The following is a 15,218-nucleotide window of genomic DNA, read 5'->3' on the forward strand; positions in this document are numbered from 1 at the left end:
GTTTAAGTTAATGCTAAGTTACGAAATCAATTTCACAACATCCTTAGCAAAATAGCTTGCTATAATATCAGCACCAGCACGCTTAATAGATGTAACTTGCTCTAGCATTACAGCATCATGGTCTAACCAGCCTTTTTCTGCTGCGGCTTTTAGCATAGCATATTCGCCAGATACTTGGTACACAGCTAAAGGCACGTCAAAATTATTTTTAATATCTCTCACAATATCTAAGTAGCAAAGTCCTGGTTTTACCATAACAATATCTGCTCCTTCGTTAATATCCATTTCGGTTTCTCTAAGCGCTTCTTCACGATTAGCAAAATCCATTTGATACGTCTTTTTATCCTTTGGCACATCTACCATATCTACAGGTGCAGAATCTAAAGCATCTCTAAAAGGACCATAAAAAGCCGAGGCATATTTTGCCGAATAGCTCATTATCCCAACATCAATTAGGTTAGATTGATCTAATGCCTCACGAATACCAAGAATACGACCATCCATCATATCGCTTGGTGCTACAAAATTTGCTCCAGCTTCAGCATGAGAAATACTCATTTCGGCTAAAACTTCAACGGTAGCGTCATTGATAATTTTACCATTTTCTACAATTCCATCATGTCCATAAGATGAAAACGGATCTAAAGCCACATCTGTCATTACCAACATATTTGGGCAAACGGCTTTTACAGTTTGTATAGCGCGTTGCATCAATCCATTTGGGTTTAATGCTTCAGTACCTTTATTGTCTTTTAATTTATCATCAACTTTTACGAATAATAAAACCGATTTTAACCCTAAACTCCAAAGTGTTTTTACTTCGTCTTTAAGTAAATCCAGACTAAAACGATAGTAATTAGGCATAGAAGCAATTTCTTCCTTTACACCATTGCCTTCAACCACAAAAAGCGGTACCAAAAAATCATTTGGCGTTATATAAGTTTCTCTAACTAAACTTCTAATGGCTTCGCTTGTTCTTAATCTTCGGTTTCTTCGTATTGGGAACATAATTGTAAATCTGAATATAAAAGTGAATATGCTTATTTTTAGCAAATACAAAGTTAATCAATATAACCCATTTAAGAGTGTCAGAACGTCTCAGTCTTTTACAATTTCAATTTCCTTGGCGAAGCTACCAAAAGCAACTATTAGATAATTTTGAGACACACATTTCAGATCAGCATTTTCATGTTATTGCACCACCTGGTTCTGGTAAAACTATTTTAGGTATTGAAATTTTAAGGCGAATAGGAAAAAAGACGCTTGTTCTTGCGCCAACATTAACTATTAGAGATCAATGGCAAGATAGATTGCAGTCGTTTTTTACAGATAACAAGGCGTTTGAAGCCTTTTCGTTTGATGTGAAAAATCCAAGCGATATTACATTCTCTACCTATCAGTCTCTGCATTCATTTTACAAATCATTTGAGGATAAAACGGATTTTCTTGAATTTTTTAAAACGCACAATATTGAAACACTCGTTTTAGACGAGGCACATCATTTAAAAAATGCATGGTGGAACTGTTTAATCGCTCTAAAAAAGAGCAAACCTTATTTTATAGTGGCATTAACAGCAACACCACCTTATGATAGTTCGAGTTTAGAGGTGAGTAAATATTTTACGCTCTGTGGTGATGTTGATGATGAAATCTCAGTACCAAGTCTTATAAGAGAAAAGGATTTGAGTCCACATCAAGATTTTGTTTACTTCTCAAAACCGTATGATTCTGATTTGCATCACATTCAAGAATATAGAGATAATATTGAAACGCTAAAAGCAGATTTGTTAAGTGATGAGACGTTTATTTCGCTTATTGAAAATCATCGCTTTTACACCAATCCAGAAGATTATGAAGATGCAATTTATGCCAATACCACGTTTTTTTCATCACTACTAATAACGCTTAATGCCGTTAATATTCCTGTAGATAATTATAGATTGAGCATTTTAGGATTGAGTAAAACAGATAATGTTAGTTTCCCAAAGTTAGATATTGAATGGTTAGAAATTCTGTTGCAAAACCTTTTAGTTGAAGACAGAGAACAACTTAAAGATTATGAAGAATATCTTTCAAAACTCGAAAAACAATTAAGACAACTTAATCTTTTAGAAAAAAACAAGGTTAATTTATCAGGTAATGATACAGTTTACAAATCATTGGCCTTTAGTCCTAGTAAGCTTGAAAGTATTGTAGAAATTGTAAACTCAGAACGACTCTTGCTTAAAGATGACTTACGCTGTGTGGTGTTAACGGACTATGTTCGGAAAGAATTCTTAAACACTTCAAATCAAGATTTTGAGCAAATTAATAAGATAGGTGTTGTTCCTATTTTTCATTATCTGAGAACGAGCTCTGTAGATAACAAGGATTTGGCAGTACTTACAGGTACTATTGTTGTAATTCATTACTCAAAAATGCACGCTATTGAATCCTATGGTAATGAAAATTCGTATGTATTTACAACCTTAAAAGGTGACGATAATTTTGTTTTAGTTACAGGATATGATAAAGCAAGAAAAGCCCTTGTAGGCATCATTACGAAGCTTTTTGAAGATGGTGTTTTTAAAGTTTTAATAGGAACAAAAGCCTTGCTTGGCGAAGGTTGGGACGCACCATCTATAAACAGTTTAATATTGGCTTCTTTTGTTGGGTCTTTTGTGTCGTCTAACCAAATGAGAGGAAGAGCCATTAGAAGAGATGCAAATAATCCTCAAAAAACCAGTAACATTTGGCATTTGGCTTGCATTGATCCTACGGATAAATATGGAGGAAAAGAGTTAGAATTATTAAAGCGAAGGTTTGAGGCCTTTGTTGGTATTACCAACACAAAATTACCATATATCACAAATGGTTTTGAACGTTTGGGTATTCCAAATGAAATATCGGTAGAAGATTTAGAGACTTTAAATGCATCAAGTGTGACCAATGCTGTGGGAAGAGCGCAGACCTTTGTGAATTGGAAAAACTCAATAGGTGAAGGCAATAAATTAACCAGACAAGTACAACTTCAAGATTTTAAAACGCCTCAGTTTAAAGCACAACGACAGTTCTATTTTGCAAAAGCATCTCAATTAATTGTCATCGAGATAGTTTTGGCTTTAGTGGTATTCTTTTTCGGTAGTATTTTGTTAGCTTTTAATCTCACAGCTCCACCAGAGATTCTTTCTGGATTAAAGGTTGTTGGCTGTATTGCCTTGGCTTATTTCGGTTATAAACTTTACAAGGCTACAGTCTACTACTTAAGACATGGATTTTTACACAGAAAAATCAAAAATATGGGATTAGCAATTGTAGATACTATGGATGAGATGCAACTTTTAAATACAGATCGAAATAGTATTAAAGTCTACACGCACAAATTAGTCTCTAATGCTGTGGTTTGTAATTTAAAAGGTGCTAGTAATTATGAAGAAGCCTTTTTTGTTAAAACCTTAACTGAACTTTTAGAGCCAGTGGCATCTCCGAGATATATCATCATTAACACCAATTTTTTCAAAAAGGGATTTAATATTGAAAATTTCTATCCAGTTCCAGAAGTTTTTGGTAAAAATAAAGAGGATGCACAGTGCTTTCTGAAGCATTGGGTAAAACACATGGGAAAAACCAAATTGGTTTACACAAGGCAACCTGAAGGCAGACGATTGCTATTAAAAGCCAGATTATTCCACAGATCTAACGAACTAAAAAATAATTTAGATACTTCTACAGTTTGGCAGTAGAACTAAACCCACTCTTTAGGATTTTGTAAAACATCAATCAGTTTTTCTTCCTCGCTTCCTTTTTCAGGATGATGGTCGTAAACCCATTGTACATGTGGTGGCAAACTCATCAAAATACTTTCAATTCGTCCGTTGGTTTTAAGTCCGAAAAGTGTGCCTTTGTCGTGTACTAAATTGAATTCTACATAACGACCACGACGTATTTCTTGCCAATTGCGTTGTTCTTGAGTGTATGACAAATCTTTACGCTTTTCAACAATTGGGACATAAGCTTCTAAGAAACTATCACCAACTTCAGTAATGAAATTGTACCAGTTTTCCATGGTCATTTCATCATTTGCTTTACAATAATCGAAGAATAATCCACCTATGCCTCGAGCTTCATTACGGTGTGCATTATGGAAGTACTCATCGCAACGTGCTTTGTATTTTGGGTAGAAGTCTGTGTTGTGTTTATCACAAGCAGTTTTACAAGTTTGGTGAAAGTGTTTTGCGTCTTCTTCAAACAAATAGTAAGGCGTTAAATCTTGTCCGCCACCAAACCACTGATCTACAATATTGCCGTCTTTGTCATACATTTCAAAATAGCGCCAATTAGCGTGTACGGTTGGCACCATTGGACTTTTAGGATGAATAACAAGACTCAATCCACAAGCAAAAAAATCAGCATCTTTAACACCGAAATAGGCTTGCATACTTTTTGGTAACGCACCATGAACAGCAGAAATATTAACTCCGCCTTTTTCAAATACATTACCATTTTCTATCACACGAGTTCTGCCACCTCCACCTTCTGGTCGTTTCCAAAGGTCTTCTTGAAATTTTGCTTTGCCCTCAATAGCTTCAAGTTTAGAGGTTATGGTATCTTGTAATTCTTGTATATAGTTGTAAAATTTGTCTTTCAAAATCTATGATTTATATAATTCATATAACTCCATATTTAAAGGTTGTTCACCAGGAGGAGTATATTCATTTATGAGTGTTTTTTGCCACACAAAATTATTTTTTTTAGCAACATTAGCACTGGCAATATTGTCTTTGTGCGTTATAATTTGAAGGGTTTTTAAACCCAGTGTGTTAAACGCGTATTTATTGAGTTCTGCAATGGCTTTAGACATTAGCCCTTTGCCTTTTTGAATGTAGTCTATGCAATATGCATATTCGCCTTGTTTGGCGTCCCAATTCAGTTCTTTAATGTAGATAAGGCCAACTAGTTTTTGGCTTACAGAATGCTTTAAGGTGAATAAAAATTCTTCGTTATTTCTGAATTGTTTCACCTTTTTATCTACGAATAATTGTGATAAAGTTGGGTTTAAATTCTGTTGCAACGTTAATGGAAAAAAGCGTTTTAATCGATCTGAATTCGCAACGCAAAAGTCGCAAATCTTCCAGGCATCACCTTCGTGTACAGCACTAATTTCAAAATCGTTAAAACGTAATATCATTAGCTAAGATCTATTTTGTCAAAAGGTTCAAAACCAATCTCTTCGTCATCATCAAACAATAAGTCTACAGCAATTACTGACGCTGAGGTTACGCTCAAAGGCAGCACTAAAATAACACCAACCACAGGAATGAGTAATAATAGTAAAAAACCAATACCATTGCCAATAGCCAAACCTCTATGCTGTCTTATAAACGCAACACTTTCTTTATACTTAAAATGACGCTCGAGTGTGTAATCCATATTGGCAAAACCTGCATAATATGCCTGAACTAAAAAGAGTAAAACGGTTGAAAAAATATTTACAACAGGAATAAGCTTAAGTATTAATATTGGTAATGTATAAAGCAGTTCTTTAGATAGGTTTCGTAAACCAATTCTAATGCCTCTAACCAGTTGTTTGCTAAAATTAGTACTCACATAATTCTTGGCAGGTTTGCCTGTAAAGTAAGCTTCAATCTTTTCTGAAACTGGACTCATAAAAGGCGAAGACAATGCCATTATAATGTGCTTGTAGAGGATTAGGCCTATTGCAAAAATGACAATGCCAGCAATAAATGTTGAAATGGCTGTAAACGTTGCTTTTCCGGTTTCCCAAATCCAAATGCCAGCCATCCATTCTCCAAGATTATCTGACAATCCGTAAGCTGAAACAAAAATCATAGCAAATACAACAACGCTTATTATTACAGGAATAACGAAGTATTTCCACAATTTTAATTTTGAAATTAATCCGTAAGCATCTGTATAAACCTGAAGTCCTCTAAATATGTCTTGTATCATAATACTTCCTGCGAAGGCAGGAATCTTTTTAATTAAACTTTAGCTCTATATAACTAGACGTTTTGAGCTCTACTATGTTACATAAATCAGATCTATCAAATCTTTATTTATAGCCTACAAGATATTTAAAATTTAGTAGTAATAACAGCTCCTTCCCTCAGGGAAGGTTAGGATGGGCTAGCTTCTATATTCCTTCACAGCATCAATAAAAGCCTTGGCGTTATCTAGCGGAATGTTTGGTAAAATTCCATGGCCTAAATTTACAATGTATTTATCTTTTCCAAACTCATCAATCATTTGGTGCACCATTTTCTTAATTTCACTAGGAGGTGAAAATAAACGTGTTGGGTCAAAATTACCTTGTAATGTAATATTTCCACCAGTTAAGTAACGTGCGTTTTTAGCAGAACATGTCCAGTCAATTCCTAAAGCAGACGCATTAGAGTTTGCCATTTCACCTAGAGCAAACCAACAGCCTTTACCAAAAGCGATTACAGGAGCATCGTCTTTTAAAGCTTCAATGATTTGGTTAATGTATTGCCAAGAAAATTCCTGATAATCCACAGGAGAAAGCATGCCTCCCCAAGAATCAAAAATCTGAACGGCATTACAACCAGCAGCTACTTTCGCTTTTAAGTAAGCAATAGTAGTGTCTGTTATTTTTTGAAGTAAATTATGAGCTGCAACAGGATTTGTAAAACAAAACTCTTTAGCTTTATCAAAGTTTTTAGAACCTTGCCCTTGCACGCAGTAGCATAAAATTGTCCATGGCGAACCTGCAAAACCAATAAGCGGAATTTCGTTGTTAAGTAATTCTTTGGTAGCTTTTATAGCTTGCATTACATAATCTAGCTCAACATGAACATCTGGAACAATAACATTGTCCACATCTTTCTGAGAACGCACAGGGTTTGGTAAATAAGGACCAAAATTAGGTTTCATTTCTACTTCAATATTCATGGCTTGTGGAATCACCAAAATATCACTGAACAAAATAGCAGCATCCATACCATAGCGACGAATAGGTTGCACGGTAATCTCACTTGCCAATTCTGGAGTACGACAACGCGTAAAAAAGTCATATTTAGCCTTAATTTCCATAAACTCTGGAAGGTATCTACCAGCTTGACGCATCATCCAAACTGGTGGACGCTCTACAGTTTCTCCTTTTAATGCTCTTAGGTATAAATCGTTCTTTATCATAGTTCTGTCATTCTTGCCTTTCGATTATCGCTCAAGATAAACTTCAGCAAGAATCTAGTTTAATTAGGTCTTAGTTTTAAACATTTTTATAATTGCATTCAAGCTTTTTTAGCATGATTTAGCAATTTATTTTAACCTTAGTTAATCTAAGATTATAGAACTGCAAGGTTTAAAAAACCTGCTAGGTCTGGTCTCCTTCCCAATGGGAAGGTTGGGATGGGCTTATACATAGTGCTCATTCACCAACTCAATAACACTCTCAACAGTCGGTACTTTTGCAATACGAACATCTTCAAAATACTGACTTGCCGCTTTTGCGGTAGTTTCTCCAATACAAAATGCTATACCAGAAGCTTTATTTTGTTTTAAATAGCTTTCAACAGTTGAAGGGCTATAAAACATAACTCCGTCTACATTGGCTTCAACTTTATCAGCATCAAACTTGGTTTGGTAGGCTTCAACTTCGTTAACTGTAATATTGTTTTCAGATAGAATATTAGGTAAATCATCTAAACGTAAGTCGCTACAAAAGTAGGTAACCTCTGTGCCTTCTATATATTCAACCAAATAGTTGGCTAATTTTTTAGCATTAGATTCTGTGTGTGTGACTTTGCCTATTCGTTTTTCAACCAAACGCTTCGTACGTCTGCCTACACAGTAAATATTTTTGAATTGTAACTCTATTGCCGAAAAATTATGAAGCAAAGCTTCAACCGCATTTTTGCTGGTAATAATTACATTTTTAATTTCATTACGGACAACTGTTTTTGGAATACGATTTAGGCTGATTTTAATCGCATCATTACTGTCTGCAACAACGTCATTATGAAACAATAACAATTGGTCGTCTGTTAATTTTTTTGTTGAATAGATATTGGTTTCTTGCTTGCTTCTATGAAGCTGGTCGATAAGTGTTTTGCCACCTTTACCAATAATATAGTTTGCGCAAAATTCTGCTAAATCGTTATGCTTTCCTAAAGGCACAACTTTAGCAACTTCAATTTTTTTGGTACCATCTTTACTTAGAAGAATGCCTTTAAAGTTGACTTCTTCATTTTTAATAAAGGCTAAGGCTCCAATTGGTGCTGTACAACCACCTTCTAATCTATTTAAAAATTCGCGCTCAATTGCTGTGCAAATTTGAGTTTCTTCATGATTAATTTCCTGGCAAATTTCTAGGATCTCTTCATCCTTTTCTAAAGCAGTAACCATAATGGCGCCTTGCGCAGGTGCAGGAATCATCCAATGCAAATTGATAGCGTTTTCAGGTCTTATATTTAATCTGCCAATACCAGCTGCAGCGAAAATAGCACCATTCCAATGCTCGTTATCCTCAAGTTTTTGCAATCTTGAATTAACATTGCCACGTATGTTTTCAACCTTGTGTGTTGGGTAGCGGTTAAGCCATTGTGCACGTCTGCGAAGACTACCTGTAGCTATAACAGCGTCTCTGGCAGATAAGAATTCTTCATTGTTTTTAAACACCAAGGTATCGTTAACATTGCCGCGTTTTATAACAGCAGCTTGTACAATACCTTTTGGTAAAACTGTAGGAACATCTTTTAGTGAGTGTACTGCAATATCAATGCTTTCATTGAGCATAGCAATATCTAAAGTCTTGGTAAAAATACCTGTGATACCTAATTCGTATAACGGTTTGTCAAGTACAATATCTCCTGTTGATTTTACAGGTACTAATACGGTTTTGTGGCCTAAGCGTTCTAACTGTGATTGTACAGTTTTAGCTTGCCATAGTGCTAATTGGCTATCGCGTGTGCCAATGCGAATAATTTTAGATTTTGAACTCATTTACACTTTTTCAATCGGCTAAAAAATTGCTCTTTTTCGCCCTATTTTTATCTTTTTTTCTTCCGTAGCTAAGGCTATGTAACTCAAAAAAGCTTTCAAAAGAACAAAAAATATCTAATTTTCGCTTCAATTCAAAAAGTCTAAGTGAGTTCATTCTGTGAAGTTTCTTCTAGCTGAAATATTTTTTTGATGAGTTCTAAACTCTCATCAGACGTATCGTTGTCTTCTCTAAAGTGGTGCGCAAACTGATTGGTTATTTTTTGAATAATGTTGTTGGTAATCAGTTCTGCCTGATCTTCATTAAAATCGGCTAATTTTTTGCGCTGTGTATTTAATTCCGAATTTTTAAAATCGGTAAGTTTATGTTTTAAGGCTTGTATTGTAGGTACAAACTTTAAGGTGTTTAGCCATGTATTAAAATCGGCCATAATTTCCTCAATAATAGCTTCGGCTTTTGGTATAAAAGCTTTTCGATTTTCTAGAGTGTCATCCGTAATTTTAGCCAAATCATCCATATGTACTAAAGATACATTTTTTAACTCTGTTATATCTTCGTTTACATTTTTTGGGATGGATAAATCTAAAACTAATAGTGGTTTTTTTGTGGTAATTAAATCTTTAAAAACCGTTGGATTCTGAGCACCTGTAGCTACAATAACAATATCAGAGTTGTTAATTTCTGTTTCAAGATTTTCGTAATCTTTTACAATAAGATTGAATTTTCCTGCGACTTCTTCAGCTTTAGTTTTTGTTCTGTTAATAAGCGTAATGTGCGAGTTTTTAGTGTGTTTTACTAGGTTTTCGCAAGTATTTCGTCCTATTTTACCAGTACCAAAAAGTAGAATATTTTTTTCTGAAATACGTTCTACATTGTTCATAATGTACTGAACAGAGGCAAAAGATACTGATGTTGCACCAGAGGATAATTCGGTTTCGTTCTTGATGCGTTTGCTTGCCTGAATTACAGAGTTTACAAGACGCTCCGTAAACGAATTTAATAAGCCTTCTTTTTTTGAAGCTCTTGCAGCAAATTTTAACTGACTTATAATTTCAAAATCACCTAAGATTTGACTGTCTAAACCAGAGCCAACTCTAAACATATGATGTATGGCGCTTTTACCTTTATGTACATAAGCCACATCTTGAAACTCTTCTACAGTACCTTTAGTGTTTTCACAAAGCAGATGTATAAGTTGGTATGGATGTTCTGCGAAACCGTATAATTCTGTTCGGTTGCAAGTAGAAATTACAATAAGACTTTCTATCCCATTTTGCTTGGCTTCTGCTAATAGGTTTTGCTTCGCAGAATCGCTTAGGCTAAAATGACCACGCACTTCGGCATCAGCTTTTTGATAGCTGAGACCAATAGCATAAAAGTATGTGTTTTTGTATTGTTGCATTCGCTCGTTTACCTGACTCGGAAATTAACAAAGCAAATTTATGTTTGATGCTACAAAAAAAATAACGCTAAAAGAACTTTAAATGTCGTTTCTGGTTTTTTACGGTTGTTTTTTCAAAAAACATGATATTTGTCATATTTTTACAGTAAAATCAAGGGTTTTATAGCCTTTTGTTTAGAACGAATCTAAATAAGAAGAAAATGAAATTAGAAAATTCGCCATCGAAAAGTGTCGCTAAAGGTACTTTTGATGAAACTTTTATTGAGGAGGGCTTTTTTGTATTAACACACAAAAATGAAGCTAATGCTGTTGAAATTCTTGAGCGTGAGATTGATAGCACCTATATACAATTTCATTTTTGCACTAAAGGTTCAGCTAATTTTGTGTTTAATAACGGAACGTATACACTAAATATTAAAGAAGAAACATCTTTACTGCTCTATAATCCGCAACGCGATTTGCCAATTCATTTAGAAATGCAGCCACACTCTTGGTTAGTATCTTTTGTAATGTCTATAAAAAAGTTTCATAGCCTCTTTTCTCAAGATGCTAACTATGTAACCTTTTTATCGGATGAGAATAAAAACAAAAAGTACTATACAGACGGAAATATCAATCCATCTATGGCAGTGGTGCTAAATCAGATGATAAGTTTTAACCTTAACCAAACGATAAAACCACTGTATTTTAAAGGCAAAGTTTATGAGCTTTTGAGTTTGTATTTTAACAGAAATGAAGATGCGGATGTTGAGCAATGTCCATTTTTAGTCGATGAGGTTAATGTGGCAAAACTTAAAAAAGCAAAAGATATTATTATAGCTAATATGGCTGAACCTCCAACTTTACAAGAGTTATCAGAAACTATTGGATTAAGCCTCAAAAAACTAAAAGAAGGTTTTAAGCAGATTTATGGTGATACAGTTTATGGCTTTTTATTAGACTATAAAATGGAAGTGGCTCGCAAACTTTTAGAGTCTGGCGACCATAATGTTAATGAGGTTGGGTTAAAGGTAGGTTACAGTACAGCCAGTCATTTTATAGCGGCATTTAAAAAGAAGTTTGGGACGACGCCTAAAAAGTATATTACGGCTTCTAGTTAGAAATTATAGATTACATTTTTTTATTAAAAAATGATTAATAGATAAAGAACAAGAAAGCATAAAATGAAATAGGCTATATTAAAAGTTCTATTTTGCTTTTTTGAAAGGTTCTTTAGAATCAGTAACTTAATGAGTTTTAGGAAGAAAATTAATCCTATATATAGACAAATAAAGATTAATATTTTTTCCATAGTTTCGTTCTGTATATTAAGATTTAACGTTGTTAGTAATCATAATACCCATTATAACCACGTGAGGTTGGTGTTACCCGTTTTCGGTCTTTGTAAATGGCAAGATTAATAATTTCTTCAATTTGCTCGTCTAGTTCTTTGGTTTCATCAACTGTGGTACCATAACTATTACTGATATCATAATAATCTACAACGAGTTTTTTACCGTCTTTAGGTTTTATAAAAGAGATGTAATGTAGTACTTCGGACTTACCAGAGTAGTCATCATCTTTATCTATTTTAAAGAAGTACATCACGGCATCTTTATTGCCTTTATCAGTTTTAAAATCGCGTTTCATTAAAAAGACGAGAGAGTCCTTTTCTTTCTCATAATCTGCATTACCTAACAGTTTAGATTTTGCAAATTGTTGCTGACTAATATTAAGTGACTTTATAGAATTAAAGAGCTTGGCCTCGTCCAGTTCTTCTAAAAGTTTGTATTGATTTTCTTCATCCTCTAGCAACTTCTCCTTTAATTCGCTTGGGATTTTTTCTTTGTTTTTAGCCAATAGCACATAATACCTTGTTAGTGCTGATGTGTCTTCTACGTTGAGCATTTTATCAAAAAAGTCTTTGGCAGTACGTTCATTTCTATAAGGAAAAATTAAATCAACGTAAGTCGATAGATCATCAGAGTAGTAACCATAACCACTGTTACTTAGACTGCGTTTTACTTCAATCTTACCGTCATTTATTATCTGGTTTTTATATTTTTTGTAATCTTTTGTCTTAACCAAGCCAGAATCTTTAACACGAGCCAACAATCCGTAAAGTGCTTCCTTGTATTCGCTAATAGTGCTGTACTGTAAAATTTCAGGAAACAAATCGGCTTTTAGTTCTAAAGAATCTTTCTTTGCGTAGCTATAAAAAATGCTACCAATACCACCAAGTGGTAAATCGCGTTCCATTAAATCCATAGCCAACTCAAAGTTTTCTTTCTTCTTGGTGTCAAATAAACCTTCTAATATCGCAGACTGGGTTTGTGGATCTGAGTAGCTATCGTAGTACAATTGTTTTATAAAGTCTAGATTGTTTTTAAGATCTATCTCAACAAGTTGACCTACTAAGTACGACTTTATATTTAAACGTTCTTTATCGAATTCAAAATCTTTTAAAACAGAAACGATGTCTCTACTGTTGTATTTTTTGAATTTAATAAGACTATAAGATTCTAAAATAATACTGTCATTTTCTTTTAGAGCCTCAAAAAATTGACGGGTTTTATCTTTAAGTACGTCTTTACCCATTAAGGTATCTATTGGAGTAAAAGAATCGTAAAATTCAGTTACAAATTTAGAGGGTCCACTAATAGAATCTATTAATGTTTTTAGCTCAAAAAGAACACCTTTTTTGAGGATGTTCTTCACCATAACCTGCTTAGCACTATTGCTATCTGTATACTTAAACGAGTAAGAATAGATGTCATCTTTTTTAGCCTTAGACCTATTGAAAATTCTAAATTTCTTTCGTGGTGTGTAGTAACGTGTAGCACCATTAGCTTTTCGCTCTACATCTTGCCAAAGACTATCAATGTTGTGAAACATTTGTAGGTCATGAAATTTGGTTCGGGTAATTTCTATTTGCTCATTGGCTTTTGTAGAGTAGGTAGTAGATTTTGTTTTTTCTTCGTAATCTTTATCGTCTTTATTAGAGCCATAGTACCCATAACCATAAGGATTTGGTAACGGAGATTTGGCATTGGTGTTTACTGTAAAATGAAGTGAAGTATCTACCAATTTCTCAAACCCTGAATAATCTGTTTTATTGAACTTAAAAGATTTAAAAAATTCAGTTTTGTCATCAGTATTAGTGCCAACATAACCTAAAAGGTAGTAACTACCATCTTTTACAATTGTTTTTAAGTGTAAATTTTTACCAGATGTTGAATCTAAGACAGCACGAGACTCATAAGTTTTATAATCACCTCTTTTGAATCCACCTTCAGCTTCTTCAAGTTTATAATTTAAATAAAGCGCATGATGGAAGTACTTAGCTTCAAAGCTGTCTTCTTCGATATAGCTTAAGTCATGAAGTGTGGATTCTTCAACAAAATAGTAAGCATCATCTTTATAACCTTCTAATAGCTTTTTTCCTTTATTAGCCATGTTACTGGTAACGTAATATTCAGGAAACTTAACTTGAAACTTTTTAGCAGGAGACACAAACGTTATTATAGAATCTGTAGGTGTTTTAATATCTATTGAGTTAAATATTTTGGCTTCATGTTTAAGCACAAAATCGCTACGACCTGCATATTTTATAATGATGATTTCAAGAGGTGTTTGGTAAATATGGTATTTCTGAAATTCACCTTTTTTAGTCTTATTTACGATACTTAGTCCAGGATAAGGCTCTTTTAATTCTTCTTTCTTTACAATATCACCAGGTATATCTTCATACAATAAATCGTCTATTTCCTTAAGTGTCATGTTCTCTTTTTCGTTTGGCAAATAAGTGAAACGACTAATTCTGTTTACTGTTAAATAAGCACCATTTGTCATATCTGGATCTAAATAATACTTTTGTCCACCATAAGAGAATTCGCGTAATTCGTCATAAGTATTTAAGCTTAAAAAACCGTCTGGTGTAATGTGCTTTTTTAGAATAGGTTCTATAAAAAGGCTGTCTAGCTTTGTTTTTTCGGTTTTACTAAAATCAGTTTGCTCAGATGTTAAAGCTTTAACAGTATAACCTCTTTCACGAAGCATATTAATCATTCCCTTTTCACCTGGTAAATGTGCTGCGCCAACACCAGCAAAAACAGATTTTTTAGGCATTAAATCCACCAATGAGTTTACCATGTTCTCGTTTCTGATAAAGAGCATGTTTTCTCTGTAAAACTCTGTGTTAGAACCTGCTCCTATAGAGTCTAAAAGATCTAAGTTTCTGTCGCGATAAAGATTTTCTTGTATGAGATAAGGATTCTCTTTAGCGTATAGTTTCTGTAACCAAGGATCTATATCTTTTTTATTGGTGTTGTATGCTGCTTTGGTGGTTAGGTAACGAGACTCTGCCAAATCTTCTAAGCCATAAATTTCTTTACCATTTTTCTTTCCTGCCTGATAGATAAACATGTCCAGATACGTTTCTTCTTCAAAATTATCTGCGGCATTACTTTTTCTATACAAATAAGCATTTACAGCGCCATTATCCATTCTAACCGAAGCTCTAACAGCCATTTCTTCAGGATGAGTAAGCTTAAAAAGATTGGTGTAAAACCCTTGCCTGTAATTGCTATAAAAGGCTATTTCATCAATCATCATGTCATAGTTAAAACCTGGCCATGTGATAGGGTCAGATTCTAATGCAACACACTCACTCTCATTAAGCGCTTTGTAGAACACGTCATCTAATCTAAAAGCTACTTTTTTACTTACATGCATTGTGCCATATAAGTACGACGTTTTTTCTAAGCCGTTACCGGAAATCTCCCAAAGTAGACTTTGATATTGTTGTTGAGAAAAAGCTGTTATTGAAATTGTAAATATTAGGGCTGTAAGAATTTTTTTCATTTTGTACTTTATAAT

10 protein-coding genes are annotated in these 15,218 nt (G+C 33.9%); 2 read left to right on the plus strand and 8 right to left on the minus strand.

The annotated features are described in order from the left end of the window. Positions 1-18: 18 nt before the first annotated feature. Entirely contained in the window at positions 19-1,008 is a 990-nt protein-coding gene (gene hemB, locus V1468_RS04780; protein WP_331809096.1) for a porphobilinogen synthase, read from the minus strand. A gap of 77 nt (positions 1,009-1,085) precedes the next feature. On the opposite strand from hemB, the gene V1468_RS04785 reads away from it, so the two are divergent. Next, positions 1,086-3,722 (plus strand): DEAD/DEAH box helicase family protein, encoded by a 2,637-nt coding sequence (locus V1468_RS04785; protein WP_331809097.1) that lies wholly within the window; start codon positions 1,086-1,088, stop codon positions 3,720-3,722. 2 nt (positions 3,723-3,724) lie between these two features. Here V1468_RS04785 and hemF read toward each other — a convergent pair whose 3' ends face one another. The 6 genes from hemF to hemA form a co-directional block, all read right to left on the minus strand. After that, positions 3,725-4,627 (minus strand): oxygen-dependent coproporphyrinogen oxidase, encoded by a 903-nt coding sequence (gene hemF / locus V1468_RS04790; RefSeq protein WP_331809098.1) that lies wholly within the window; start codon positions 4,625-4,627, stop codon positions 3,725-3,727. Positions 4,628-4,630: 3 nt separating this feature from the next. Continuing rightward, the gene (locus tag V1468_RS04795; protein ID WP_331809099.1) at positions 4,631-5,167 is read right to left on the minus strand and encodes a GNAT family N-acetyltransferase; all 537 of its coding nucleotides are present in this window, start codon (positions 5,165-5,167) and stop codon (positions 4,631-4,633) included. Further along, on the minus strand, positions 5,167-5,949 hold the full coding sequence (locus V1468_RS04800) for an EI24 domain-containing protein (protein ID WP_331809100.1): 783 nt from the start codon (positions 5,947-5,949) through the stop codon (positions 5,167-5,169). The genes V1468_RS04795 and V1468_RS04800 overlap by 1 nt, the downstream gene beginning before the upstream one ends. A 177-nt stretch (positions 5,950-6,126) precedes the next feature. After that, entirely contained in the window at positions 6,127-7,152 is a 1,026-nt protein-coding gene (gene hemE, locus V1468_RS04805; protein WP_299095839.1) for a uroporphyrinogen decarboxylase, read from the minus strand. Positions 7,153-7,374: 222 nt separating this feature from the next. Beyond that, the gene (hemC, locus tag V1468_RS04810) at positions 7,375-8,961 is read right to left on the minus strand and encodes a hydroxymethylbilane synthase (protein WP_331809101.1); all 1,587 of its coding nucleotides are present in this window, start codon (positions 8,959-8,961) and stop codon (positions 7,375-7,377) included. A 140-nt stretch (positions 8,962-9,101) separates the two neighbouring features. Further along, positions 9,102-10,361, minus strand: coding sequence for a glutamyl-tRNA reductase (hemA, locus tag V1468_RS04815; protein ID WP_331809102.1), 1,260 nt, complete (start codon positions 10,359-10,361; stop codon positions 9,102-9,104). Between the two features lie 200 nt (positions 10,362-10,561). Between hemA and V1468_RS04820 the strand changes: the two genes are divergently transcribed. Then, complete coding sequence (locus V1468_RS04820) at positions 10,562-11,461, plus strand: AraC family transcriptional regulator (protein WP_331809103.1); 900 nt, start codon at positions 10,562-10,564, stop codon at positions 11,459-11,461. 223 nt (positions 11,462-11,684) lie between these two features. Here V1468_RS04820 and V1468_RS04825 read toward each other — a convergent pair whose 3' ends face one another. Then, positions 11,685-15,203 (minus strand): TraB/GumN family protein, encoded by a 3,519-nt coding sequence (locus V1468_RS04825; protein WP_331809104.1) that lies wholly within the window; start codon positions 15,201-15,203, stop codon positions 11,685-11,687. Positions 15,204-15,218 lie beyond the last annotated feature (15 nt).

Origin of the sequence: Winogradskyella poriferorum, assembly GCF_036553625.1 — a bacterium.
In the GTDB taxonomy this organism is placed as follows: domain Bacteria; phylum Bacteroidota; class Bacteroidia; order Flavobacteriales; family Flavobacteriaceae; genus Winogradskyella; species Winogradskyella poriferorum.

Bases quoted from the DNA above. Each gene is read 5' to 3' on its own strand.
- hemE (WP_299095839.1), bottom strand. From the start codon at position 7,152: ATGATAAAGAACGATTTATACCTAAGAGCATTAAAAGGAGAAACTGTA.
- V1468_RS04800 (WP_331809100.1), bottom strand. From the start codon at position 5,949: ATGATACAAGACATATTTAGAGGACTTCAGGTTTATACAGATGCTTAC.
- hemA (WP_331809102.1), bottom strand. From the start codon at position 10,361: ATGCAACAATACAAAAACACATACTTTTATGCTATTGGTCTCAGCTAT.
- hemC (WP_331809101.1), bottom strand. From the start codon at position 8,961: ATGAGTTCAAAATCTAAAATTATTCGCATTGGCACACGCGATAGCCAA.
- V1468_RS04825 (WP_331809104.1), bottom strand. From the start codon at position 15,203: ATGAAAAAAATTCTTACAGCCCTAATATTTACAATTTCAATAACAGCT.
- V1468_RS04820 (WP_331809103.1), top strand. From the start codon at position 10,562: ATGAAATTAGAAAATTCGCCATCGAAAAGTGTCGCTAAAGGTACTTTT.
- hemB (WP_331809096.1), bottom strand. From the start codon at position 1,008: ATGTTCCCAATACGAAGAAACCGAAGATTAAGAACAAGCGAAGCCATT.
- V1468_RS04795 (WP_331809099.1), bottom strand. From the start codon at position 5,167: ATGATATTACGTTTTAACGATTTTGAAATTAGTGCTGTACACGAAGGT.